The following is a 24,133-nucleotide window of genomic DNA, read 5'->3' on the forward strand; positions in this document are numbered from 1 at the left end:
TCTCTATAGTAGCAGCGCGTAATTGGAGCTCAGCACTTGGATATAGCTAATGAAAACGGACCAAAATCCACTCAGAAGCGCCAGCCCCGTAAGAATAAGGGCTATACCACCCAGTCGGTGGATGATCACAGCGTGGCGGCTTAAGAAATCGAGGCCCGCCATGGCGCGTACCGAGCCGAGTGCCACAATGAGAAAAGGAATACCTAGCCCTAAGCAGTACGCGATAATGAGGATTACTCCCCGTAAGGCTGTCACCCCTTCGGTGCCAGCCGCGATGGAGATAATGGCCGCGAGACTTGGGCCTAAGCAGGGTGTCCAGCCGAGTGCAAATACTGCCCCGAGGATTGGGGCGCCGATAATGCTAGACCAGTGCCCAGCTGAGAGACTGCGCGTTGTTTGCAGGAATGGTATCTTGCCGAGGAAAACTAGCCCCATGACTATGGTGATAAGCCCGCCGATCCTGCTTAACCACTGATTATTTAAAGCCAAGACTCCAATGAGACCGAAGACGCTGGCAGTAGCTAGAACGAAAATAATCGTGAAACCTGCAATGAACAAGATCGCCGCGAAGGCGATTGTCATCCGCGAGCCTTTGGTTATAACGGCGCGCCCGTGGGCGTCGAAAGTGATATCGCCGCCGACAAGCGCTGCCAGATAGCTGATATACCCTGGTACCAGGGGCAAGACGCAGGGGCTTAAAAAGGAGACAAGTCCCGCTATCATTGCGGCGATGAGACCTGCGATTAAAGGACCTGAACTAATTGTTGTGGCGAAAGATTCCCCGAGGCCTTGGGAGAGAATATTGAGCTGCATTATTCTGATTCCAGGGGCGCAATGGCCTCCATTAATTCTTTTTCGGTGATGGCACGCAAGAATACAACGGCAGGTCGGTGCTGCTTATCAAGGATAATGGTGGTGGGTACCACCGAGGCGGGAATCCCGCCTAATAAGCCCGCCGTTTTAAAGGGTGGATCAAAGATGCTCGGATAGCTAAGGCCATTATCGAGCATAAAATCCTTAGCCAACTGCTTATTATCGCGGATATTGATGCCGAGCACCGTACCCCCCTCTTTAGTGAGGTATTCGTGCACCGTTTGAAGATCGTCGACTTCAGTACGGCAGGGCCCACACCACTGGCCCCAAGCATTGATAACGACGATGTGGCCAGCATAATCTGAAAGCCTTATCTCCGTGTCATCGATGACTGATGGCCCAGTGATATCTGCTATCTGTGCGCGCTCAGATTCAGGATAGGTGATGGTTTTTTGCCCACCGGGTGAGTGGAATTGGAAGGTTCCGCCCACCGCTACGGCGTCTTTTCCAGCAAGGCTATCATCGGCGCAGGCACCAAGCAGCAGCGCTAGTACCCCACCAAGAGCTACCAGTGCGAAAGGATCATGCCTTGTTCTAGATCTCATACGCGGGTTCCGAATAGCGATAGTCGATAAGGACGTCATCACTAAAGACGAGAGAAGTGACGCTCGCAAGATTACAGCGACGCAGTGCAGGGTTGTGCCACAGAGGTTGCTGATTCACGTGGCGCTGCACGCACACAATGGGCAATTGGTGGCTCACTAATACCGCCTCATGACCATGGGCCTGTTCCCGAGCGGAGGTAACGGCCGCCATCATGCGCTCGGCAATCTCATGATAAGGCTCACCCCAACTGGGCTGAAGCGGATTAGTCATTAAAGGCCAATAGCGAGGGTGCAGCAGATCCGAGCGCCAGCTTTTTACTCGCAGACCTTCGAATTGGTTACCGGCTTCTAAAAGGCGCTCATCGATACCCACCTCAACCCCGCTGATGGCGGAAATTGGGGCGGCTGTTTCCTGGGCGCGCTCTAGTGGAGAGGAAAGAATCAGTGAAATATCGTGGCCGGACAACGAGTGTGCCGTCGCGTGAGCCATCGACTCCCCCCGAGCTGAGAGGTGATAATCCGGCAGCCGCCCATAGAGGATTCGCTCCGGATTGAATACTTCCCCATGACGCACGAGGTGCACGATGGTTGTTGTCATAGCTTATGGCCCTTTCTCGTTAATACACTGCAGGCTATGAATTTACCTTATCCGCCGCTGCTGCCGCCTGAGCTGCTGGGATCAGTGCCTTCTCGATGCGCTCAAAATCATCTGCGCTGAGAGCTGCAGAGCAGAACCACGTTTCGAAGACACTCGGTGGCGCATAAACGCCATGTTCTAAAAGAGCGTGGAAGAAAGGAGCGAAACGGAAGGTTTCGGCGGCTTTCATATCTGCGAAATTGTGGCCCTCACCACGAGCAAATCGAACGCTTAGCATGGTAGCGGCACGCTGGATGTGGTGCTCAACTCCGGCCCGATCAAGCGCCTGGGAAATAAGAGAATGCAGCAGATCCGCGTGCTTGGTTACCTTCTCATAGACTGCTGGGGTGGCGAGCTCGAGTGACTTCTTGCCCGCCGCCATTGCGACCGGATTACCCGAGAGTGTGCCCGCTTGGTAGACGGGTCCAACGGGTGCTAGGTGCTGCATAATATCGGCGCGTCCACCGAAAGCTGCAGCGGGCAGGCCCCCTGAGATGACCTTGCCGAAGGTGGTGAGATCGCCCGCTACATGGTCAACCCCGTACCAGCCGGAATAAGAGGTGCGGAAACCAGTCATAACTTCGTCGATAATCAGCACAGCCCCAAATTCATGGCAGAGATCTTTGAGCTGTTGATTGAAATTATTCTGTGGCGCCACCGCCCCCATATTGCCAGCGGCCGCCTCGGTGATCACGCAGGCGATTTGGTGCGGGTGTTCTTCGAAGGCAGTGCGCACTGCCGCGATATCGTTATAGGGGACGACGATAGTATCTTTAGCGCTCGCACCAGTCACCCCTGGTGAATCGGGCAGAGAAAGCGTAGCCACTCCAGAACCGGCGGCGGCTAGCAGTGAGTCCACGTGTCCGTGATAGCAGCCGTCGAATTTGATGACTTTTTCCGCACCCGTGAAGCCGCGCGCTAGGCGTACAGCAGACATGGTGGCTTCGGTGCCGGAGTTGACCATGCGTACTTCTTCAACGCTGGTTCGTTGAATGATCATCTCTGCAAGTTCTACCTCGGCCTCTGTGGGGGCACCGAAGGATAGGCCCTTGGCCATGGCGGTGCTGACAGCGTCGAGGATCTCGGGGTGGGCATTGCCCATGAGCATGGGCCCCCAGGAGTTAACAAGGTCAACGTATTCGTTACCGTCCACATCTACAAGGGTGGAACCATAGGCGCGTTCAATGAAGCGGGTTTGACCTCCCACTGAGCCGAAGGCTCTGACTGGGGAATTAACTCCGCCGGGGATGAGTTTTTCGGCGCGACTCATGAGTTCAGCTGAGCGGGTAGTTTTCTGGGTCATCGTGTTTTCTTTCTGTTTCAAGCTTTTTAGGCCAGTGTAAGCCAGTATTAGCGATTCAATACCAGTTTCAGGCTAGTTTAAGACTCAGCGAGAGCGGGGTTGGGTTCAGCGTTGCCACAGATGGTGTGCGCCACGCCGCGCGCATGAGCAATAACCGCCGGCACCCCCACACCCTGAGCCCACGCACCGGTTGCATAAAGACCCGGGTAGTGCGCCAAGCCCTCAGTGATCGCAGCGACGGTCTCTAGATGCCCCGGCCCGTACACAGGCAAACCTCCGAACCAGCGTTGTACAAAGATTTCGTCGAGCCCTGCCGCAATGCCATCAAAGCCGGTGATTTTCTTGAGATCCGCAAGAGCGTGGTCAACAAGGACACCCTCATCTGCCCGGCAAATCTCATCATCCTTGTAGCGCCCGAAAGAGGCTCGCACTAGAGCGCCTCCGCGGCTACCTAGGTGAGGCCACTTCTTGGAACTGAAAGTGAAGGCTTTGGCTTTAATATCTACTTCATCGGTTGCCACCAGAATCCCGGAATTATCCGGGAGACCCCGATCGCTGGCGAATTTCATCCCGACGACCACCGAGGAAGCCAAGGGGATTGTACTGAAGTGGGGGCTGATATCGGGGGCAATTGTTTTTAATAATAAGGATGTGGTTGGTGCTGGGGTGGCCACCACGACGGCGTCATAATAGCCCTCGCCACCTCCTCGCAGTGCATACCCCCGTGCGGAATCGGTGATGCCGGAGATAAAGGCATCAACGTAGATACGTGCCTGTGACGCCTCTGCAAGCGTTTCGTAGACTTGCGCATAGCCACCTTTAAAGGTCGCGAATACATGGGGGCGGTATCCGCGTTCGTGGTTATTGCGGTTATTGCGCTGGCGTTGGGACAAGATCTTTTCAATGGCCGCCTTGAGACTGATTTTTTCTCCGGCCAACGCCATTTCATCGAAGGTGCGCGCCAACTGCGGCAACGTGGCTCTAATACCAAGATCTTCTGAGCGGGCCGAGTAAACCCCTCCTTGTAAAGCAGATACCAAGCGAGAATTCACGAGTTCGCCGTAGCGCTGACTGATCAGATCTCCGAGTGAAATATCAGGTCCATCCACTTCCCACTCGATCCCGGGCCCCTGGTCCTCTGCATCGATGCGGGCCGCTGTTTCCGCATCGATAAGGTCTTTAATGGAGGTACTCGCAGCTGGAATACCCATGATCGTATCGTCGACCATATCGTGTAGCTGGCCCGCGGCGTAAAACGAAGAGGGAAGCCCGGAGGGATAGACCAAGGAGTCCGCGAGACCGAGTTGCTTGAAGAAGTCCGTAGCGTCCGCGCGGAAATTCAGATAGGCTTCCGCACCCATATCTGTCGGTCCGGAGTGGAAGGGAACCGTATAGAGTTTGCCGCCTATGCGATCCGAGGCCTCGAAGATGTCAACCTCGGTGTCGGGGGCTTCTTGATGTATCTGCCACGCCGTTGTTAATCCAGCCAGTCCTGCTCCGATAATAGCGACACGCACGATATATTCAAGCCTTTCTCTTAGCGTATAGAACCACCACTGTGCTGCCGTCGATCACGTGGGGCTGAAGTATTTCTACGAGCGCCTCTCTTTGACGGCTCGAGGGTTTTTATATGGAACTACCTTGTTTTTCTTGTTTTCCGAAATCACTCTGCGAGCCTTGGGATCAAGGGTGGACTCGCGAATTCTTATAAGTATCTGGCATCCTTGTAATTTGGCCCCATTCTACCTATGAGTGCTCACTGTGGGTGTGCACCTTGAGCGGTACGGTATCCGTGTACCGCATGCACGTGAATATTAGGCATGGGCGTGGATGATATCGACCGCGCGACTGAGCGCTTCTGGTGGGGTATCTGGGAGCACCCCGTGGCCGAGATTGAAGATATGGCCGGTTGCATGACCAGCGGCAATAGCGTGATCTGCTAGGGCAATGATATGCTCGATCTCGGCCTCCACCGCTGTATCGCCGGCGAATAGGAGCGCCGGATCAAGGTTGCCTTGTAGCACCTTTGGGGTGCACATTCTCCGGGCGGCTTGATCGAGCGGTACCCGCCAATCAACTCCCACCACTTCGCTCCCCGCTTCACTCATGGCGCCAAGGATTTCTCCTGTGCCTACGCCAAAATGGATACGCGGTATGCCGGCGTCAGCGATATGCTCGAAAACTTCACGGGAGTAGGGAAGAACAAATTCGCGGTAATCCCGCTCGTTGAGGAAACCGGCCCAGGAATCGAACAGCTGCACCGCATCGACGCCTGCTGCTATTTGGGTATCGAGAAAAGCATTGATGGTGGGCACCAGACGCCGCATAAGTGCATGCCACATATCCGGCTGGTGATGCATCATGGACTTCGTCTTCTCGTGATTACGTGAAGGACCGCCCTCGATAAGATAGCTCGCGAGGGTAAAAGGTGCACCCGAAAAACCAATGAGGGCTTGAGTATGATCGAGCTCGTTGAGGATGATACCAATCCCCTCAGTGAGTTCCGGCACGGAGCCCTCGAGGATAGGAAGCGCCGCTATATCATCAGCACTACGGATCGCTTGATCCATGACGGGCCCTCTACCTGGCACAATTTCCACGCCGACTCCCGCCGCCCTTAAGGGAACCACAATATCGGAGAAGAGAATAGCAGCGTCTACCCCGTGACGGCGTACTGGCTGCATGGTGATTTCAGCGAGCATACTGGGGTTAAAGCAGGAGTCCAACATCGTAGTATTCTCCCGCAGTTTCCGATACTCAGGAAGTGAGCGCCCCGCCTGCCGCATAAACCAGACGGGGCGGTGCGATGGCTTCAGGCCACGAGCAGCCTGCATAAAGGGAGCACTGTCTATATTGCGTCGGCGAGGGGAGATCATATACGAAAGTATGACACAGCCGACAATCCTAGGAAAGTAAGTTTTGCCTAAAAAGTTTTAATCCACATCGACCGCGCTTCGATAATCAAGGATGCTGCGAGCATCAAGATGGTGGCACCCATAGGATGCAAAAGCCCGAGAGCAGCAGCGGTCATAGCAGCGATATTATAGGTCCAGGCTAAAAGAAAATTGTTATTAATGAGGCGATTCATGCGCTTGGCTCCGGTAAAGAGCCACGGTATCGGTTCGGTAAGACCCCTTAAGAGGACAACATTAGCGTCGGTCGTTTCCAGCCCTGCAGGCAGTGGCATACTCGCCATCGCTCCCACCATCACGCCCACATCGGCAGCTCTAAAGCAACGCTTAGCCGAGTCATCGCCGACAACGGCCACTACCCGGCCATGGTTGTGCACACTGCGCACCGTCTGGGGTTTATTTCCCGGCTGGATACCTGCCAACACATGCGATACTCCAACCATATCCCCGTAGCGACGCGCCACCGGATAGGTATCACGGCTGAGCATCATGGTGTCGATGCCCTGATCCTCGAGGGCCTCAATGGAATCATTAGCATCGGGTTTTACCTCATCATGCAATGTAATAACGCCGCGATCTTGCCCCTTCCACCGAACGACGAGCGGTGTGCCCCCAGAGACAGCGGGGGCAGCCAACCGACCCTTGACATCCGAGAGATTACGCGGGCGCCACAGTTTCGCCTCTACGCTACGCATCTCCATGCCCCCATCAGCGGTGCGCATAGGAATCTCTACGACACCCCCGAAGCTACCTTGTTCATCAATATATTGGTGGCTCACCTCGATCAAACTCGGGATAGAATCATCAGAGGACGTATCCCGAGATTCCCGGGCTGCTCGCACCAAAGCCAGCGATACGGGATGTTCACTCTCCATACACAGGGCTCCGGCAACGCGAATCACGAGGTCAGCATTTTCTCCCGCATTCGCGGTAACCGTTTCCACTGACATTTCGCCTTCACTTAAGGCACCCACTCGGTTGAAGATAACCGTGTCCACCATATCGAGGCGACGCACCGTCGCAGAATCTCGAATCAGCACGCCTCGGCGCGCTGCTGCTTCAATTCCCTGACGGGTAGCCACCGACGCGGATACAGCTAGGGATACCGGCGCCACGCACCCCATCATAGAGAGGGCCGTTGCGGTGGCGAGATAGTAATTGTTGGTGAGCAGTGCCCAGATGGAAAAGACAGTCACCGCGCCCATAATTGCTGCTGGAACGAGTAGCGATGCCGAACGGGTAGCGAGAGCATCTGAATAATTTTGATGAAGACCCGAACGCCGAATCCACCGCGCTATTGCTACTAACCAGGTGCGGTGACCCGTTGCGATGGCGCGTACTTTCAGGTTCTTTTCTCCGTTGATGCACCCTGCGTACACGGTACTTTTAACTTTGACATCGAAGTGGCCGATCCCGAGGGCTCGACCGTCGATGGTGGAGGATCCGCCGATAACTATTCCATCAACAGGAATAATATCTCCTGCCGCAACGATGAGGTCATCGCCCACGTTGAGTTTCTGAACTGCAACTTCCTCTTCTTTGACTGCCCCAGTTGTGCGTTGTTTGGTTACCCGCAGGGCCGTCTGGCGGGCAGCGGGAAGATACTCGGCGAGCTCATCAACTAAGTTCTTTCGGGTTTTGCGTGACAGTAGGCGTCCCGCTAGCAGGAAGAGGGTCATCGTACACGCGACATCGAAGAAGAAGACCCCGGAATCATTAGCGGCGGGAGATGCGGTGAGAATTTCTGAACTCACCCGATAGCTCGGGCTCCCTGCCGAACTCAGCAGCATATGCAAGACGGAATAAACATATGCGGCGATAATAGCGAGGGAGCTCGCAGCATCGAGAGCGAACATGCTGCGTCGGAAACCGCCGAGCATCGCCCGGTGGAAGGGGTAAGCGCCATAGGTAACAACAGGAAATGCAATGAGAGCGAGCACCCACTGCCAGTAATCGAATTGCAGGGTCGAATCGTAGCTGATCACTACCACGGGGATGGTGAGCAATAATGAGACGATCAGCCGAGCTTTCGTGATGAGGCTTCGTGCTGTGAAAAGTACATCTGTGGGGTCTTGGGGCTCGATATGCCGATCCGGCCCTTCCAGAAAACCCTCTCTGCGGGCAAGAGCGAAATCCTTCTGCTCTTCTTCGGCGAGCTTGCGCGCCCCCCGTGACATCCGCTGCTGCCGACGACGCTGTCGCAGTTGCGAGCGGGAGATTCTCCCCTCCTCCACATCCGACCACGCCATGCGCCGTCGAATCGAGGAGTCCGTGAGACGAGCAGTAATCCCGTGGCGGGCAAAGACTTGTTCAATAACTTGGATATCGATCGTGCGAATGGCACTCACCCATGCCATGGATGAGGTGTAAACGATGCGTGCCTCAACGCCCTCAATGTCGTTGATGGCTTCTTCTAGCGGTGCTACGGAAGCAGCATTTTCTAATCCCTTGAGCTCGAAGGCAAAAGAGGTGCGTCCACTACTAATGGCAGCGGCCGCCGCCTCTTCGGGGTCGTTGATATCCGAAAGAGTAAATGACGAGATTCCTACTCGCTTTGCTGCTTTCTTCGCCGAGGCGATAGCATCAAGAACCCGTGAATCGATGGCCTTAATATCGTTTTGATCCATAATTTTCCAACCCGTTACTGTCTCACAGCCTATTCAGCGGGAGAAAAAAGCTCCCCATCACTCGGCACCCGACCGACGAAGCCCCAGCTTTCCCAGAGGCACTCCTCACACACTACAGGGTCATGGGGCTGAGTTGAAGATTGACCTCGTGAGCTTCCTTTGGGCGTTCTTTCCTCGGAACTCCGCCTTTCTGAAGCAGGCTAAGAGAAATGAAAAGGCTCTGGGCTGCTATTTCATCAGCAGCTCAGAGCCAAAGTCATCGCCTAATCTTCTGTATTAGGACTTCCTGATCCTAGCGTTGTGGATTAGTGAAGTTCTTCATGAAGGAATCAACGATAGGACGCAGCCATGGGAATGGGCGGGTCCAATCAAAAGGTGCGTGGCGGTTTTGAGGCCAGGTTCCGGCAACAGGACCACCAGGAATCAGAGATACCAGCGCTGCGATAGCGAAAGTCACTGCTGCGGCAATGGCGCCCCCACCGAGAAGGTTAGTCCAGAACTTCGGATCCTTAAGATCGGCGCTACCGGTCTTATCTTGCCCCGGCACTTCGCCTTGAGGAAGCTCAACACTAGGAGCCTCGCCAGGAACAGCGGTCTCCGGCACTACACCCTCAGGAAGCTCAACACTAGGAGCCTCGCCAGGAACAGCAGCCTCTGGCACTACACCCTCAGGAAGCTCAACACTAGGAGCCTCCTCAGGTACAGCGGTCTCCGGCACTACACCCTCAGGAAGCTCAACACTAGGAGCCTCGCCAGGAACAGCAGCCTCTGGCACTACACCCTCAGGAAGCTCAACACTAGGAGCCTCTTCAGGTACAGCGGTCTCCGGCACTTCGCCCTCAGGAAGCTCAACACTAGGAGCTTCTTCAGGTACAGCGGTCGCGGGCTTGGAGTCTGGATCGCGGGGATCGGTTGGCTCACCGTATTTGCCGGTTAGCTCGTCCAGATCATTAACGCCATCCTTATCGGTGTCGGCCAGCTGTGGGTCAGTTCCGATTGCGATCTCTTCGTCGTCGGGAATGCCGTCACCATCGGTATCCACCACGCGATCATCGCGATTAGGGTTGGTGTACTCACCGAAGGCAGATTCATCTTGGATACTGCGGCCTTCGGTCTCATCGAAGCGAACCTTCAGTTCTTCACCGTCTAGGATACCGTCGCCATCCGTATCGTTATTAGTTGGGTTGGTGCTCCCTGGGAAATTGATGCCGTCTGCGTGTTGATCCTTGAAGGGGTTGAAGGTACCAGCAATTTCAGAGAAATCATCAATTCCGTCCTCGTCAGAGTCCTTCGCCTGAGGGTTGGTTCCGAAGTTCTCTTCTACGGGATCCGCTAGGCCGTCACCGTCGGTATCGACGGTTTGTACGTTTGGATCGGTGAAGAAGCGAGGATCGAGGGTAGGGTTCACAAAGGTCTGGCCCGTTGCCTCATCGACGTAGGTACCCAATTCAATACCATCGAGCACTCCGTCTTTGTCGGTATCCCGATCCTTAGGGTTGGTATTGCCCGCTGGACGTGAGGGATCAAATTTGGTCTCGAAATCCGAGAGTAGACCCTTCACCTCAGCGGCGTCACCGATGCCGTCATTATCGGTATCTGCTTCCCAAGGATCAGTATCGTAGTCCTGCTCCTCTTTATCGGTGAGGCCATCGCCGTCCGAGTCAGCTTTGTTTGGGTCGGTAGGTAGGGTGCCCGGAATGCCATCGTCAACGGTTTTATTGCCTCGGACCTTGACCTGCATTTCTTTTCCGTCGGGGATCAGATCTCCGTCGGTATCTGCGTTGTTGGGGTCGGTATTGCCTGCTGGCCACTCCGGATTGAAGGAATGATTCTTGAAGAGATCGTTCGACACGGTTGCGAAGACCTCATCGTAATCGGTAATCCCGTCCCCGTCGGAGTCAACGTTGTCGATCTTGGTACCAATTTCTAGCTCGAAGGCGTCGGGGAGGCCGTCGTTGTCGGTATCCTCACCGTCGGGCAAAGTTAGAGTCAAAGCACCGGAGGTGCTGTCGTTGGGGTCGGTCTTTTCACCGTCGAGCGTTTCGGTCTCCCCGGTGACCTCGTTGTACTTAACCTTAAGCTCCACACCGTCGCTCGTGCCGTCGTTATCGGTATCGGCATCGGCAGGGTTGGTTGAGCCGGGGGTATCAGGAAAATAACCGGTAGGGAATGTTTGATTGTGCGTTCCTAGAACTTCGTCGCCATCCAGGATGCCATCACCGTCGGTATCAGGATTGCCCACTTTGGTTCCGTAGAAGGCCTCATAAGCATCTGGGATACCATCGTTGTCGGTATCGGTCTCGTCATTTGCTCCACCGATAAGGTCGCGAAGGCCTTCGGGGAGATCGTTGATATCTTCCGTAACTGGAGCAGATTCATAAGCTGGCGCTTTTTCGCCACCCTGTGGAGTCTGAGCATCCGGCGTCTGGGTATCTTGCGCTTCAGTATCCGACGCTGGAGCGTCTGCTGCTGGAGCGTCCTGAGACTGCGCATCAGTCTGTGCATCCTGATTTTGAGATTCAACCTGCGCATCAGCTGCTGGGTTCTCCTCAGCAATCACTGGGACGCTCAGGGAGCCTGTTGCGGCTAAGGCGATAATTGCAGCTGCGGAAAGCCCTGTGCGGAATTTGCCAGCACTGAGGTTTTTCCCCGCATTGCGACGGCCATAGGTTTGCGTCATCGTGAACCTTTCTTTCGGAGCGCCTGTATGAGGGCGATATCCGCACCCCGTCTTGGTCGAGCTGGTTGCTCGTGGAGCCAAGCAATCAGTCGACCCTCAGGAGCTCCTGTAGTTAATAAGTTTTCTGTGAAGACCACGGTAACAAATAGGAAATAACTATGCACACCGGCTAAGGCTCTTAGTAATATCATCCCCAGAAAAGGCCGAAGAAACGGACCTCTTTCTTCCACTCACCTATGGTCTGATCTGCGCTTTTGCTGATATGCTACTAGATATTGGGGATCTTATTCACAGCATAATATATTTGTGATACCACTCACGGTTGAAGAGTATTTATATTCAAATGCTTTTTATCAGGACTGGGAGCTCACTAAATACTTAGAAAAATCTTATAGTCATAGCAAAACCCCGCAGTTTCTCACGGCACTGGAGAACACCGTGAGAAACTGCGGGACTCTGATGGGTACTGAAAGGACAATAAGGAACACCGCGGCGGCCTCATCCACCCGCTATATACGCCTTTCTATGACCGAATCGACGATACGGGCGTGGAGTTAGTGTCATCCTCAGCCCAGCGACGCATCTCTTCTCGGCCTAAAAGATAAACCGCTAAGGCTGCTCCCACACCGATAAGAATTTGTAAGCTGCCGTTGATTGCTAACAGCACTAAGGACATAGCACTTGCCTCAGTGACAGCAAAGACAAAAATTCCCCGAACACTGAGATATATACATACATAAATAAGCAATCGTCGGGCCATCGCAGATCGCTTGCCCCGCTGCGACAAGGTGGTCACAAACCACGCAAAGACTCCGACGAGAGCGATAGCAACTAAGGCCGAGAAGCAAATACTGACTATTGCAAGGAGATCGAGCATCGCGGGGCCGGGTTTGAGGCCGGCATCCGAATCCGCATAAGCCTGTTGAATTTGTCGGATAAGAGTATCCCGGTGGATGATAGCGCCCACTGTGGCGATAATTTGGTGGAGAATCTCGATGAGAAAAATGCCGCTTAACAGTTTGATCGCAAAAGCCACTAATTCAGGTTTTGATCCCGGTTCGCTCATAATTCCTCAAAATCTACTCTCGTGGCTCCGCAAGCCAATAAATTTGTCTCTCCAGTTTAAAAGTTACGGAGCTTTTTTGCCGCATCCAACGCAAAATAAGTCAAAATCTGCTCAGCGCCTGCACGTTTAATAGAGAGCAGGGATTCCATCATCACGGCATCGAGGTCGAGCCACCCGTTACTGGCTGCCGCGTGTAGCATCGCATATTCACCCGAGACTTGGTAGGCGGCAACTGGGATAGGTGAACGATCTGCTACCTGCCGTACGATATCGAGATAACTCATAGCTGGTTTTACCATGACGAAATCGGCACCTTCGGCTATATCTAGATCGACTTCAAGCAGCGACTCGCGCGCATTCGCGGGGTCTTGCTGATAAGCGCGCCGATCCCCCACCAGGCTGGAGCCGACGGCTTCTCGGAATGGCCCAAAGAATGCAGATGCATATTTAGCGGAGTAGGCCATAATGGCCACATCATGGTAGCCCGCTTCGTCAAGCCCCTCCCTGATCGCGCGGATTTGTCCATCCATCATTCCCGATGGGCTGATAATATGCGCTCCGGCTCGCGCCTGCGATACCGCCATATCTTTATAACGAAGAAGAGTAGCATCATTATCAACGATCATCTCACCCCACTGATTCTCAGTGAGCACTCCACAGTGACCGTGATCGGTGAATTCATCAAGGCAGGTATCGGCCATAATGAGGATATCATCACCGTATTCCTGGCGGAGCACTGAAATTGCTCGGTTGAGGATGCCATCCGGGTCGCTCGCTTCCGTGCCACGAGCGTCTTTATTACCTTCGTCAGGGACTCCAAAGAGATCAATGCAGCGGATACCACACTCAATCGCTTGGCCGACGACTTCGCGCAAGGAGTCCAACGTGTGTTGATATTGGCCAGGCATCGAACTGATCTCACGAGGTTGAGATAGACCGTGGGCAATAAAGAGCGGGTAAATGAGATCTGCGGGTTGCAGCGTTGTTTCTGCAACGAAATCTCGCATCGTGGCATTAACGCGCAGCCGCCTAGGACGGCGTTGTGGATAGTGGGAGGTCATGATTAAGCCTTCATTATTATTCGAATTTCAACCTTGATCGTACTTGGTCGATGGTGACCCTAACCAGTGCGTCGACAGTGGCAACAGGGGGCATCACTGTGGAGTGTAGTCCGAGCTCCTCGGCCACGGCTAAGGTGCGGGGACCGATACAGCCCACAACACACCGCTGTGGTGGAAGACCGAAACGACTAACAAAATGTCGAGCCATCGATCCCGAACTCAAACAGATTGCCGCGTAGTCGCCTGCCGCCATGATCTCTAGCACCTCTGGTGGGGGCGGTGGTGCCTCCACGGTTCGATAGGCTTCGACGCAGTCCACCTCATATCCCAGCGAGGTCAACCCTGCGGGTAGTTCTGGGCTCGCCAGGTTGCCTCGAGGCAGCAGAACTCTCCCTGCGCCTTGGGGTTGGTGTGTGCCCTGTGCACAAAAGGGAGGAAAAATAGTGAGCAGTCCAGTGGCGTTATAGTGCTGTGCGGGCGGAACTACATCAACCGATTGGCCGAGTTCTTCGAGCGCACGTGCGGTTTTGACGCCGACGGCCGCTATTTTCACTCCATGGAGAGGTAAGGCCTCGCGGCAGGCATCAACAGCATTGGTGGAGGTGAAAATGACCCACTCATATGCGCCTTGTAATGCCTTAGATAAGACCTGTTGATCGCGGGTAGGTTTGATGGCAATCATGGGTACGACGAGGGCGCGCATGCCGTGGTGCTCGATGGCGTTAACCATGTTTTGTGCCTGTCCGAGCGCTCGAGGCACCACGATTGCGGGCATCATAATGGCCTTAAGTCCTAATCGAGGAGCAACGCGGCTCCACGAGCAAAGAGCTTTGCCGCCACCTCTTCGCCTAGGTTCGCAGCCTGATCCACAGCCCCGGTTGCGTGGGCTCGCAGCGTGAGGCCGCCATCGAGTCGGGTAACACTTCCCACAAGAGTGAGAGTATCTGCCTCTAGACGAGCATAGGCGGCCACCGGAGCCGTGCAGCCGGCTTCGAGGTGGGCTAAAACCGCTCGTTCAGCGAGAGCACACGCTGTAGCGGGGTGGTCTGCTAGCTGTGAAATAGCAGCAATAGCGGCCTGATCGTCTGCGCGACATTCGACCGCCAATGCGCCTTGCGCAGGGGCGGGAATAAACTGCTCAGGATTAAAAATATCGGTAGCTTCGTTATTCCTATTGACGCGCGCCAGCCCCGCATATGCTAAAACAACGCCATCGAGTTCCCCAGAGCGCACCTTGGCTATGCGAGTATCAATATTGCCTCGTAAGGGGCGGGTCTGAATATCTGGACGCATCGCCCGCAACTGGGATATACGGCGCGGGGCGCCGGTTCCGATCACAGCGCCTTCGGGAAGGGCTGCGAAATCTAAGCCATCGCGAGCGATGAGACAGTCCCGGACATCAGCGCGCTGAGGAACCACACAATAAAAACGGGGGTCGGGCGCGGTGGGGAGATCTTTAAAAGAATGAACAGCGATATCGCAGTCTCCTCGGGCGAGGGCATCACGCAAGGCTTGGGTGAATACTCCCACGCCGATTCTTTCCACTGGGGCCATATTGACGTCCCCCTGTGTGGTGACAATGCGAAGATCTGCGTGGTACCCCAGTTGATGCAGTGCATCTCGGATATGGCCAGACTGCGTGGTGGCCAGTAGCGATCCTCGGGTACCGATTGTCAACATTTCTAGGCTCCTATTTCCTCATTGAGCGGCATCGCGTCGAGATCGACCGTAATGGATCGACCGGCTGGTGCGACCCCAAAAAGCTCCTGGAGGGCACTTTCGTAGGTGACGGCCCGAGATTCAGCCGCTAGTTGTTTCACGGCCACTGTGGGTTGGTGGAGCAATTTATCCACGACGCGCCGCATTGATCGCTCAACTTCGTGCAGCTCTTGGGCATCGAGCCCACTTGCTTTCGAGCGCAGCCTGGCCATCTCGGATTCAACAAGCTTCGCTCCGTGGCGCCTGAGAGCCGTCACCGCGGGAACGACATCCTTGATCCGCTGCTCAGAGCAGTAGGCTTTGAGTTCCTCCGCAACAATCGCTTGAGCTTGGGCGTCGGAGGGAATAAATCCACGGTCGGATCGAATGGCGTGAAGGCGTTCGATATTGACCAATCTGGCTCCTCTTTCGGTCACCGCATCCTCGATATCACGAGGCAGGGAGAGATCGATAAGAAGCAGCTCTGATTGACGCTGGTCCATGGCAGGGATATCGGCAGCGGTAATGGTGAAGTTTTGGGCGCCCGTGGCTGAAACAGCAATATCAACTTTGCGCAAAGCTTGAGTACGCAGGCCGAAATCAATAACCTCAGCCTCTACCCCTGATTCGCGAGCATGCTCAGCTAATCGCTCCGCGCGCGATTGGGTGCGGTTGGAGATGATGAGCTTGTTAATGCCCAGTCTGCCAAGGTGCGTGGCGGCCAGGGAAGCCATGACACCCGCCCCTAAGACGAGCGCGGTTTTCCCTCGAAAATCCTCCGCCTGCAGATGCCCAAGAGATTGCTCAAAAGCAAAGGACACCATTGAGGCTCCAGCTGCATCAATTTCCGTCTCGGAGTGGACGCGCTTACCCGTATGGAGCGAGGCCTGCACTAGGCCGTGCAATTTCGGGCCAACGCTCTCAGCAGCAATTGAGGCTTGGTAGGCGGAGCGGACTTGACCAATAATTTGCTGTTCCCCCAAGACCATGGAGTCGAGGCCGGAGGTCACCACCATCATATGCTCGGCTGCGGCGTCATCGTAACGCACGTATAGAGAGGAACGCAGTTGGTCGAAATCGACCCCTGAATTGAGCTGGAGAACACTCACAATATCCGAGATTCCACCGTGAAAGGAGGAAGTAACGACGTAGACCTCAACTCGGTTACACGTAGAAATGATCATGGCCTCGGATATTGAGTCTCGAGCCAGAAGCTGGTGAGCCATGCGATCGCGGTGCTCGGGATCAAGACTTAATTTTTCCAGCAAAGAGACGGGCGCTGATTTGTGGGATAATCCCACAACGAGGACACTCATCGCCTGTTATCCCTTCTCTGTTCTCCACGTTCGCTTTGGTGTGCATCGCGTAGCCATCCGCCAAAAGCACGATAGATATCCAACTTTAGATGGATAATTCCTGCATATTTAAGGTTTATTTAACCTTGTCATATCACGCACTTTTTTACAACAAAGCCTTGGCTAAGTCGCTATTGTCCACCTCCCAGCAACTAAATTCCTCATCGTCGATGACCACAACGGGCACCCGATCCGAGAACTCAGCACAAAGCTCGCGATCGGTTTCCACGTCAATGACCAATAATTCCAAACCAGCCGCCTGTACAACCGGACGTATTTGCTCCCGCACCCGCACACACGAGCCACACTGCTTGCGCACCATCAATTCGACCTTCGATGCCATAGATCCTCCCCATTTTTATGCCGCGCTGATGACCCCACGGAATCTTCTTTAAATACCTCCTAGCCTAATACTTTTAGGCTGAGGAAGAGCAGCTGGTTTGTGCTTCCTATGCGCTACACCCCACGGGCTGGTATCAATCAAACTATCAACTGGCTTAGTACAAGGGCTACGGCGGAATATACGTGTGTCTGGCATGATAGATAGTAGCGTTAATCAGCACCTCACCAAGCCCCAAAAGGTAGTGACTACCCGCAATGAATTCCCCTCAACCTGCATCTCATTCAGGCGATGCCCCTTCACCCTCACACTCCGGAAACCCGCAGTGGCACCAGCGACCCGAAGATTTTCTGGCGAGCTGGAGCAGCACGCGCGGCAATATGCGGCGTTTTTTCGAAGAGCAAGCCTTCCCCCCTATCGACGATGAAGCCCAACGAACAGCTGGTGAAGCAGCGGCCGCTCTAGCAGCTAGCGAGCTCTTTGGACTAGAGCTCAGTGACTACGACTCTGGTTTAAAGTCCGTATCTGGAGCATTTGAGGCCGCGGGGCGAGGCAGAAAACAGCAACCGGACCCTACTCACCCGCCTACAGAGCGAGCGGCTGCCTTCTTCGATATCGACAACACCTTAATACAAGGGTCTTCGATGATTGTCTTTGCCATCGGTCTTTTCCGCAAGCGCTTTATTACAGTCGGGGATATCATTCCGATGGTGTGGAAGCAGATTAAATTCCGTGTAACCGGTCAAGAATCTGCGAAGGACGTCGCTATTGGCCGAGAACAGGCACTGGAGTTTATTGCAGGACGAGAGACCGCTGATCTAGTCGAGCTCTGCCGTGAGATCGTCGATTCCCATATGAGCGATCGAATGTGGCCAGGTACTAAGCAGCTAGCCGAAGAACATTTAGCTGCGGGCCACCAAGTGTGGCTCGTCTCGGCCACACCTGTCCAGCTGGGACAGATTCTCGCAGAACGCCTAGGGTTTACTGGAGCCTTAGGCACCGTTGCCGAGGTGGAGGATGGCAAGTTTACGGGTCGACTCGTCGGTGATATTCTTCACGGCCCCGGCAAACGCCATGCGGTGGCGGCATTGGCCACCTTAGAAGGGATCGATCTCAAACAGTGCACCGCATATTCTGATTCGGTTAACGATACTCCCATGTTGTCGATGGTGGGTACGGCGGTGGCTATTAATCCCGATCGCCAGCTTCGCAAGATTTCCAAAGCACATGGGTGGGAAATATATGATTATCGCAGTGTACGCAAGGCGGTGCGCACCTTTGGTGCTCCCGCTCTGATCACAGCCCTGTTTTCGTGGCGAACCTGGAAAGCTCGTCGTCGATCCTAGCTGGTACGGTGACACAGAAAATCCCTGCCCATAAGATTTCACCAATCGTTTCAGGTGATGCCTTGGGGCAGGGATCTTGACAGACGTTTTACTTACCGAGTTTTCTACGCTGCACTCGGGTACGACGGAGCAACTTGCGGTGCTTCTTCTTGGACATGCGCTTGCGGCGCTTCTTAATGACAGAACCCATATCGGTTTCCCTCGCTTACTAGATGGATGTACGTACTTCCGACGTCAGTCTTGCTGGCTCATTGCACGGACTGAATGCTTCCCAGCAGTCCGAAGTGCACTTTCGCCCTGCGGTGTGAAAATCTCAACAAGATACCGCATCCCAGCCATAAAGAGTAACCGTGGCCACCCATGGAGATACGATGCCGCATCCGCGAGAAATTCTCGTGCAAAAGCCTTGCCTGACACGAATGGTGTCAATCATACCGAGCATCAGCCATGAACAAAAATTAAGAGGGCAGTTTCCGCCTTGGGCACTTGGGGTACTTGTTCGGTTATCACACTACCGCGCCAAAGATCGGAGCATGAATCAAACAAGGGATGGAGCCACAGATCGAGCCACGCTTCAAACAAGGGATCGCTCTATAAATCGAACCTCAGGTCATATCTTGGCTGCTGCCGAGGGTCGGGCACTTATCTAGGACGACGAAAATGGCGGTATACAGACTGCATGCGCAGACCTATACACCGCCGTCGGCGCCTTCACAGGCACTGGGTTCACTGAGATATCTGATATTAACCTGCTTCGTAATACGAGGCATTCAGATATTCATTGACCGCTTTTTCGTGAACGCGGAAACTGCGTCCAACGCGAACCGCTGGCAGCTCACCGGAGTGAACAAGCCGGTAAACAGTCATTTTGGATACTCGCATGATTTCTGCGACTTCCGCGACTGTTAAAAAGGTTCCGTTTTCTTCTCTAGCCATAGTTAACCTATACCCTTCAGCGGCGAGCGCGCTGCAGGCTTCCCCTCCTGCAGAACAAAACACGCACGTGCTTCTACGATTCTAGCGTGAACGGTGTGACTGTTGCGAACAGAAGTTAAAAAAAGTACCCCTCGTTTTCATATCAACCTCGCTGAGCACGGTAAAGTCCGACAGCCGAGCCAGCTTGGATTGTCTGTGCAGGGGTATCTATTACCCTAACTCCCCCGAACGCTTCGCACACGCGGCCGTTGCCCGGTAGACCATGCCTCGGAAACCAGACTCTTCAAATTCGCGAATCGCGGCCGTCGTGGCACCACCTGGGGAGGACACATTAGCGCGCAGATGTGCAGGATCTGCGCCCGTCTCACGCAACATGGCCGCCGCACCATCCAGGGCGGTAATACTCAACTCTTGGGCAGCATCGCGGCTTAGACCTAAGGCCACTCCCGCGTCGATCATGGATTCAATCATGAGAAAGAAATAGGCCGGTGAGGATCCACTCATGGCGGTGACAGCGTCGATATCCTGTTCAAGCACTAAGCGCACTCGACCCGTCGCAGAAATGAGTTTTACCACCTCGTTTAGTTGCTCCTGCTCGACAAAGCGTCCCGGAGCCAAGGCAATCATGCCCTTGTTAACCAGCATCGGGGTATTAGGCATTGCGCGGACTACCGGCGCTCCGGCGGACAGAACCTCCTCGATAGCCGCGCAGCTGACCCCAGCCGCCATCGATACCACGGTGGTGGCGTCATTATTGGAGATCACATCAGAGATCTCGTCGGCAATATTCAGGAGCACTTTGGGTTTGACGCACAAAAATGCGACATCTACCCCGTCGACGGCAGCGGCTGGTTCGTCAAACGGGACAATGCCGTATGTTTCAAGCAGAAAGGTTCCCCGCTCCTCCCGCCTATTCGATACGTGAATATCCTTGGGGTTCGTGCCACCCTCGATCAGCCCCGCAATAAGAGCTTCGCCTATTTTTCCGCCACCAACTACTGCTACAGATGTCATGGTTCTACCATGCCAAAAATTTGAAGCAAATGCACTTAAGAAAAACCCCGCCTCTTATCTCAGGCGGGGATGGAAACTTAGAAGCCAACGACTAATAACGGCCCAAAGGTAATGACCAGGCCAACCACGGCTGCCAGCGCCATGGAGAAGATATCGTGTGAGGTGCGCAGTATCTTCACCACCACTACCAGACCTGCGGTTGCGCCGAGCGCAAGTGCCCCGACAACGCTCTTGCTGAAATGACCCCACAGATATTCGAAACCTGCAAAGACGCTGAAGCCAATAATGCTTCCCACAACGACCATGAGGATCACAGAGAGCACCGAGATAGAACGGGTCTCTTCCTCAACGGGAGCCGCTTCCTCTTCTTCAAAGACTGGGGTGGGCTGGCCTTCGACATCATAGCCAGTAGCCGGAGGCTTTTTCTCAGTGAGATCAGCAACCGCCACCTGCTTCTCCTGTGCCGGAAAACCAGAGGTGGTCAGGCGCACGGGTTCATCCTCGCGTACCACCGAGAGGACCACCGTTTCATCTGCGCTATCTGCCTCGTCCTCGGTGTTGACACTGGTATTAACGTTGTCAACAATAACCTCTGGCTCCGTCGACGTTGGAGTTGGGGTAACGTCCTCTGCGACTACCGTGACGGGGGTGTCTTCAGGATCAGGATCGAGGGGTTCCGATGAGTGTTTTGCTTCGGCGGGTTTTGCCTCCACCTTAGGGATGCTGCCGGTTAGTTCGGCGACAGAGACGCCGCCTTCGTCGAGGCTGCGGCGGCGGCGCCGGCGGGTGGGCTCGGCAGCCTCTTCCTTGCCGGCCCTGGCTAGGAGCTCAGCAACTGTAAGCTGTTTCTCACTCATCTTTCATTACCTTCCCAAGTATTCTCGGCTCTAGGTATCTGGGTAGCATAATCCTATAGCCATCTCTAGGTTATTCAACGCGTTATCATGAGCTTGTGCAAGTATAGCCCTAGTTGAGAAACTCTCAGAGGATTATATATTCACAAGAATTTTATCAGCCATAGCCCACCCGTATCGCATATTTTCCCCCGATGCGTCTAGGATATGCGGGTGTGAACGAGCATACGCGGATTAATCTGGGCTTCCCCCGAACCAGTCCAGCCGGGCGAAGTATCCTCTCGGGGGCGGAATTAGCACCGGATTTTCCCCGTTTATGGTGGCAATTTACCGACCCTGAGGATCCCCTCCATATTCTTGACATTGACCTCACATGGCTCGAATCGCATTATCGCTGTGCCTTCGGGACCTCCCGCTGTCACGGAATCTTAAGCGATGCTCCATCCGTGGGCTGCTGCAATCACGGTGCCTTCCTCGCGGATGAGGATGATCGCGTAGCGCTTTTCGACGCTGTTTCTCAGATGCCTGCCCGCTACTGGCAATTGCGCCCTGATACCACCGATGATGTCATTGATGATGTTCATCATCGCCCCGAGCTTATAGAGCCGTGGTTGGAGTGGGATGAATTAGAAAATGAGGAGGGCGAGAACGAGCCCGCTTTAAAAACAGCGATTATTGATGGAGCATGCATATTTGCCAATCGTCCTGGGTGGGCCTCTGGGACTGGATGCGCCTTGCACCAGTGGGCCAGTGCAACCGGTCGAGATCTCACTGTGGTGAAGCCAGAAGTGTGTTGGCAACTTCCCCTGCGCGGAATTGATGCTTACGAGCAGCGGAGTGACGGGCAGGAAATTCTGCGCACCACCATTACTGAGTACACCAGGCGCGGATGGGGCAATGGTGGTGAGGATTTCGATTGGTATTGCACGACCGCACCTGGTTGCCATGAGAACGCCCAACCGCTGTGGCGTAGTTGCCGAGAAGAATTATTGGCTTTGCTTGGCACTGCCTGCTTCGATATTCTCGAAAATCATCTCATCATGCGGGAAAATGCCCGCCTGGAGGCTGAGAAAACCATGTCACCAGAGCTGGTAGAAAGGCTTTTCTATACCCATCCCGCTACTCTTAGGGCTCGAAGCGATAACCCACGCCTCTCACGGTCATAAGGTGAATTGGGTTGCTGGGATCCTTTTCTATCTTGCTTCGAAGCCGCTTGATATGGACGTCGAGAGTCTTAGTCGCTCCCGCATAGTCAGCGCCCCACACTCGCTCAATAAGCAAACCCCTGGTGAGAACGTTACCTGGATTGCACATAAAATATTCGAGAAGCTCGCATTCTTTGGGGGCTAAGGATTGTCTCAAGCCGTCCACTACAATAGAGCGGGTATCAGTATCGAGGATAAGCCTGCTCGTGCCACGCTCTACCTGATCACCACGATCTTCGCTGCGATCTATGCTGCGATCTACGCTGCGATCTGGACCGCGACGCAGCACTGCTTTAATGCGTGCTACTAATTCTTTGGCAGAAAAAGGTTTGGTAACATAATCATCTGCCCCCACCTCGAAGCCGCGGATTTTATCCTCTTCGGAATCTTTTGCCGTCACCATTATGACGGGTACGGAACTCATTTCTCGCAATTCTTTACACACTGCCACCCCAGACATCCCGGGCAGCATGAGATCGAGAAGCACGATATCTATTGCTTGAGTATCACATTCCACCAACGCACTTGGACCATTGGCAGCGTGGATGACCTGATACCCCTCCTTTTCCAGGAGAAAAATCAAGGGGCTTGCTAAGGCCATTTCGTCCTCAACCAAAAGAACTGTAGTCATTATTGCTCACCGCCTCTACCTTCACCTGGAGGAAAGCTCAAAATAAAGGTTGAACCCCTATTCTCTGCAGACTCCACACGTATCTGAGCGTGATGGATATGGGCAATATGCTTAACAATAGCCAGCCCCAGTCCCGTGCCACCCGTCGCCCTGGAACGGGCCACATCGACGCGAAAGAATCGTTCGAAAACACGCTCATGATAGCGTTGCGCAATCCCAATACCTTGATCGCGCACCACAATATCTATTCCCTCATTATTCGAGATGGTACTCACCCATACCGTGGAGCCAGCAGGGGAATAGTGGATAGCATTGGAGATGAGATTAGATAGCGCTGTGGCCAGAAGGCTGGCGTCACAGTAAAGTTTCAGCCCTGGTGCAGTTTCGCTGTTGAGAGAGATGTGGGCATTATCGGCGGCCAATTGGTTGCGCATGAGGGCTAAGGAGATAATCTCATCGAGTGGTTCAAGCTGCATATTGTCTCCCGGACGTGCACTTTGAAGCTGGGAGAGAGCAATGAGTTCGGAGATCATCTCCCCGAGTCGGTGTGCCTCTGCGTAGAGCTGTTGGCTGAAATTTTCTGCCTGTTCCGGCTCGTCAAGGCTATGGCGTAGCGCCTCAGCTAATAAAGCAATACTGCCTACTGGGGTTTTCAATTCGTGGGTAATATTGGCTACCACATCGCGGCGGGCTGCTTCGAGTCGATGATGTTTGGAATCATCGTAGGCGTATATCGCGGTAGCGTTCCCAAGGTCAGAGCGCTCAATATGGAGAATCTTTTCAGCTAGCTGAATGGTGGAACTCCCCTGTCGTCCTATACCCAGCGTATCCAACCCCAACTGACGCGCGAGGTTATTGGCAAAGATGAGGTGGTCATCGGAATCGATAATGAGCAGACCGATGGGGGCTCGCTCTAAGATATCGTGATCATTGGCCACCACACGCTGCGGTGGTGGATTGAAAAAAGCGCGGGCTAAGGCCATCAAGGCCACGCCCGCGCCGAAAGCAAGGAGGAGTTCCATGCCGTACTATCCTCGTGCTTTCAAGGGA

The 24,133-nt window shown here is 54.2% G+C and carries 22 protein-coding genes; 2 read left to right on the forward strand and 20 right to left on the reverse strand.

Annotated features, from left to right (window positions below):
* Nucleotides 1–3 precede the first annotated feature (3 nt).
* The 14 genes from N7326_RS03905 to N7326_RS03970 all read right to left on the reverse strand — a co-directional run bounded on the left by N7326_RS03905 (nt 4) and on the right by N7326_RS03970 (nt 17,100).
* Nucleotides 4–813 carry a cytochrome c biogenesis CcdA family protein gene (locus N7326_RS03905; protein WP_263088186.1) on the reverse strand — a complete coding sequence of 270 codons (810 nt, stop codon included), beginning with the start codon at nt 811–813 and terminating at the stop codon, nt 4–6.
* On the reverse strand, nt 813–1,418 hold the full coding sequence (locus tag N7326_RS03910) for a TlpA family protein disulfide reductase (protein ID WP_259077575.1): 606 nt from the start codon (nt 1,416–1,418) through the stop codon (nt 813–815). Before N7326_RS03910 ends, N7326_RS03905 begins: the two co-directional genes overlap by 1 nt.
* Nucleotides 1,408–2,016 carry a histidine phosphatase family protein gene (locus N7326_RS03915; protein ID WP_259077576.1) on the reverse strand — a complete coding sequence of 203 codons (609 nt, stop codon included), beginning with the start codon at nt 2,014–2,016 and terminating at the stop codon, nt 1,408–1,410. Before N7326_RS03915 ends, N7326_RS03910 begins: the two co-directional genes overlap by 11 nt.
* Before the next feature lie 34 nt (nt 2,017–2,050).
* A complete protein-coding gene (hemL, locus tag N7326_RS03920) occupies nt 2,051–3,358 on the reverse strand; it encodes a glutamate-1-semialdehyde 2,1-aminomutase (protein WP_259077577.1) in 1,308 nt (435 codons plus the stop codon).
* A 77-nt stretch (nt 3,359–3,435) separates the two neighbouring features.
* On the reverse strand, nt 3,436–4,875 hold the full coding sequence (locus N7326_RS03925) for a protoporphyrinogen oxidase (RefSeq protein ID WP_263088187.1): 1,440 nt from the start codon (nt 4,873–4,875) through the stop codon (nt 3,436–3,438).
* A 297-nt stretch (nt 4,876–5,172) separates the two neighbouring features.
* Nucleotides 5,173–6,234 carry a uroporphyrinogen decarboxylase gene (gene hemE, locus N7326_RS03930; RefSeq protein ID WP_259077579.1) on the reverse strand — a complete coding sequence of 354 codons (1,062 nt, stop codon included), beginning with the start codon at nt 6,232–6,234 and terminating at the stop codon, nt 5,173–5,175.
* 47 nt (nt 6,235–6,281) lie between these two features.
* Complete coding sequence (locus N7326_RS03935) at nt 6,282–8,897, reverse strand: heavy metal translocating P-type ATPase (protein ID WP_259077582.1); 2,616 nt, start codon at nt 8,895–8,897, stop codon at nt 6,282–6,284.
* A gap of 292 nt (nt 8,898–9,189) precedes the next feature.
* Entirely contained in the window at nt 9,190–11,577 is a 2,388-nt protein-coding gene (locus N7326_RS03940) for a hypothetical protein (RefSeq protein ID WP_259077583.1), read from the reverse strand.
* 523 nt (nt 11,578–12,100) lie between these two features.
* Nucleotides 12,101–12,643, reverse strand: a complete 543-nt coding sequence (locus N7326_RS03945; protein WP_259077584.1) for a hypothetical protein — start codon at nt 12,641–12,643, stop codon at nt 12,101–12,103.
* Between the two features lie 56 nt (nt 12,644–12,699).
* Nucleotides 12,700–13,704 (reverse strand): porphobilinogen synthase, encoded by a 1,005-nt coding sequence (gene hemB / locus N7326_RS03950; RefSeq protein WP_259289392.1) that lies wholly within the window; start codon nt 13,702–13,704, stop codon nt 12,700–12,702.
* 16 nt (nt 13,705–13,720) lie between these two features.
* Nucleotides 13,721–14,482 (reverse strand): uroporphyrinogen-III synthase, encoded by a 762-nt coding sequence (locus tag N7326_RS03955; protein WP_263088189.1) that lies wholly within the window; start codon nt 14,480–14,482, stop codon nt 13,721–13,723.
* 14 nt (nt 14,483–14,496) lie between these two features.
* Complete coding sequence (hemC, locus tag N7326_RS03960; protein ID WP_263088190.1) at nt 14,497–15,384, reverse strand: hydroxymethylbilane synthase; 888 nt, start codon at nt 15,382–15,384, stop codon at nt 14,497–14,499.
* Nucleotides 15,385–15,386: 2 nt separating this feature from the next.
* Nucleotides 15,387–16,718 (reverse strand): glutamyl-tRNA reductase, encoded by a 1,332-nt coding sequence (locus N7326_RS03965; protein WP_259077596.1) that lies wholly within the window; start codon nt 16,716–16,718, stop codon nt 15,387–15,389.
* A 145-nt stretch (nt 16,719–16,863) separates the two neighbouring features.
* The gene (locus N7326_RS03970; RefSeq protein WP_259157931.1) at nt 16,864–17,100 is read right to left on the reverse strand and encodes a glutaredoxin family protein; all 237 of its coding nucleotides are present in this window, start codon (nt 17,098–17,100) and stop codon (nt 16,864–16,866) included.
* 254 nt (nt 17,101–17,354) lie between these two features.
* On the opposite strand from N7326_RS03970, the gene N7326_RS03975 reads away from it, so the two are divergent.
* Complete coding sequence (locus N7326_RS03975; protein WP_259157927.1) at nt 17,355–18,443, forward strand: HAD-IB family hydrolase; 1,089 nt, start codon at nt 17,355–17,357, stop codon at nt 18,441–18,443.
* An 88-nt stretch (nt 18,444–18,531) separates the two neighbouring features.
* Here N7326_RS03975 and N7326_RS03980 read toward each other — a convergent pair whose 3' ends face one another.
* From N7326_RS03980 to N7326_RS03995, 4 genes are all read right to left on the reverse strand, one after another.
* Nucleotides 18,532–18,633, reverse strand: a complete 102-nt coding sequence (locus tag N7326_RS03980; protein ID WP_003402602.1) for a 30S ribosomal protein bS22 — start codon at nt 18,631–18,633, stop codon at nt 18,532–18,534.
* 554 nt (nt 18,634–19,187) lie between these two features.
* Nucleotides 19,188–19,379 carry a helix-turn-helix domain-containing protein gene (locus N7326_RS03985; protein ID WP_259077602.1) on the reverse strand — a complete coding sequence of 64 codons (192 nt, stop codon included), beginning with the start codon at nt 19,377–19,379 and terminating at the stop codon, nt 19,188–19,190.
* 210 nt (nt 19,380–19,589) lie between these two features.
* Nucleotides 19,590–20,393, reverse strand: coding sequence for a pyrroline-5-carboxylate reductase (gene proC, locus N7326_RS03990; protein WP_259077603.1), 804 nt, complete (start codon nt 20,391–20,393; stop codon nt 19,590–19,592).
* A 77-nt stretch (nt 20,394–20,470) separates the two neighbouring features.
* Nucleotides 20,471–21,250 (reverse strand): hypothetical protein, encoded by a 780-nt coding sequence (locus tag N7326_RS03995; protein ID WP_263088191.1) that lies wholly within the window; start codon nt 21,248–21,250, stop codon nt 20,471–20,473.
* A 212-nt stretch (nt 21,251–21,462) separates the two neighbouring features.
* Here N7326_RS03995 and N7326_RS04000 point away from each other — a divergent pair, with 212 nt between their 5' ends.
* A complete protein-coding gene (locus tag N7326_RS04000; RefSeq protein WP_263088192.1) occupies nt 21,463–22,413 on the forward strand; it encodes a hypothetical protein in 951 nt (316 codons plus the stop codon).
* On the opposite strand, the gene N7326_RS04005 is transcribed toward N7326_RS04000, so the two are convergent.
* Nucleotides 22,373–23,083, reverse strand: a complete 711-nt coding sequence (locus N7326_RS04005) for a response regulator transcription factor (RefSeq protein WP_259077609.1) — start codon at nt 23,081–23,083, stop codon at nt 22,373–22,375. The genes N7326_RS04000 and N7326_RS04005 overlap by 41 nt on opposite strands.
* Complete coding sequence (locus tag N7326_RS04010) at nt 23,083–24,105, reverse strand: sensor histidine kinase (RefSeq protein WP_263088194.1); 1,023 nt, start codon at nt 24,103–24,105, stop codon at nt 23,083–23,085. The genes N7326_RS04005 and N7326_RS04010 overlap by 1 nt, the downstream gene beginning before the upstream one ends.
* Nucleotides 24,106–24,133 lie beyond the last annotated feature (28 nt).

It is taken from the genome of Corynebacterium sp. ES2794-CONJ1 (genome assembly GCF_025660615.1).
Taxonomy (GTDB): Bacteria; Actinomycetota; Actinomycetes; order Mycobacteriales; family Mycobacteriaceae; genus Corynebacterium.

Coding starts and splice junctions, on each gene's coding strand:
- N7326_RS03905 (WP_263088186.1), bottom strand. CDS start 813: ATGCAGCTCAATATTCTCTCCCAAGGCCTCGGGGAATCTTTCGCCACA.
- N7326_RS03910 (WP_259077575.1), bottom strand. CDS start 1,418: ATGAGATCTAGAACAAGGCATGATCCTTTCGCACTGGTAGCTCTTGGT.
- N7326_RS03915 (WP_259077576.1), bottom strand. CDS start 2,016: ATGACAACAACCATCGTGCACCTCGTGCGTCATGGGGAAGTATTCAAT.
- hemL (WP_259077577.1), bottom strand. CDS start 3,358: ATGACCCAGAAAACTACCCGCTCAGCTGAACTCATGAGTCGCGCCGAA.
- hemE (WP_259077579.1), bottom strand. CDS start 6,234: ATGATCTCCCCTCGCCGACGCAATATAGACAGTGCTCCCTTTATGCAG.
- N7326_RS03935 (WP_259077582.1), bottom strand. CDS start 8,897: ATGGATCAAAACGATATTAAGGCCATCGATTCACGGGTTCTTGATGCT.
- N7326_RS03940 (WP_259077583.1), bottom strand. CDS start 11,577: ATGACGCAAACCTATGGCCGTCGCAATGCGGGGAAAAACCTCAGTGCT.
- N7326_RS03945 (WP_259077584.1), bottom strand. CDS start 12,643: ATGAGCGAACCGGGATCAAAACCTGAATTAGTGGCTTTTGCGATCAAA.
- hemB (WP_259289392.1), bottom strand. CDS start 13,704: ATGACCTCCCACTATCCACAACGCCGTCCTAGGCGGCTGCGCGTTAAT.
- N7326_RS03955 (WP_263088189.1), bottom strand. CDS start 14,482: ATGATGCCCGCAATCGTGGTGCCTCGAGCGCTCGGACAGGCACAAAAC.
- hemC (WP_263088190.1), bottom strand. CDS start 15,384: ATGTTGACAATCGGTACCCGAGGATCGCTACTGGCCACCACGCAGTCT.
- N7326_RS03965 (WP_259077596.1), bottom strand. CDS start 16,718: ATGAGTGTCCTCGTTGTGGGATTATCCCACAAATCAGCGCCCGTCTCT.
- N7326_RS03970 (WP_259157931.1), bottom strand. CDS start 17,100: ATGGCATCGAAGGTCGAATTGATGGTGCGCAAGCAGTGTGGCTCGTGT.
- N7326_RS03975 (WP_259157927.1), top strand. CDS start 17,355: ATGAATTCCCCTCAACCTGCATCTCATTCAGGCGATGCCCCTTCACCC.
- N7326_RS03980 (WP_003402602.1), bottom strand. CDS start 18,633: ATGGGTTCTGTCATTAAGAAGCGCCGCAAGCGCATGTCCAAGAAGAAG.
- N7326_RS03985 (WP_259077602.1), bottom strand. CDS start 19,379: ATGGCTAGAGAAGAAAACGGAACCTTTTTAACAGTCGCGGAAGTCGCA.
- proC (WP_259077603.1), bottom strand. CDS start 20,393: ATGACATCTGTAGCAGTAGTTGGTGGCGGAAAAATAGGCGAAGCTCTT.
- N7326_RS03995 (WP_263088191.1), bottom strand. CDS start 21,250: ATGAGTGAGAAACAGCTTACAGTTGCTGAGCTCCTAGCCAGGGCCGGC.
- N7326_RS04005 (WP_259077609.1), bottom strand. CDS start 23,083: ATGACTACAGTTCTTTTGGTTGAGGACGAAATGGCCTTAGCAAGCCCC.
- N7326_RS04010 (WP_263088194.1), bottom strand. CDS start 24,105: ATGGAACTCCTCCTTGCTTTCGGCGCGGGCGTGGCCTTGATGGCCTTA.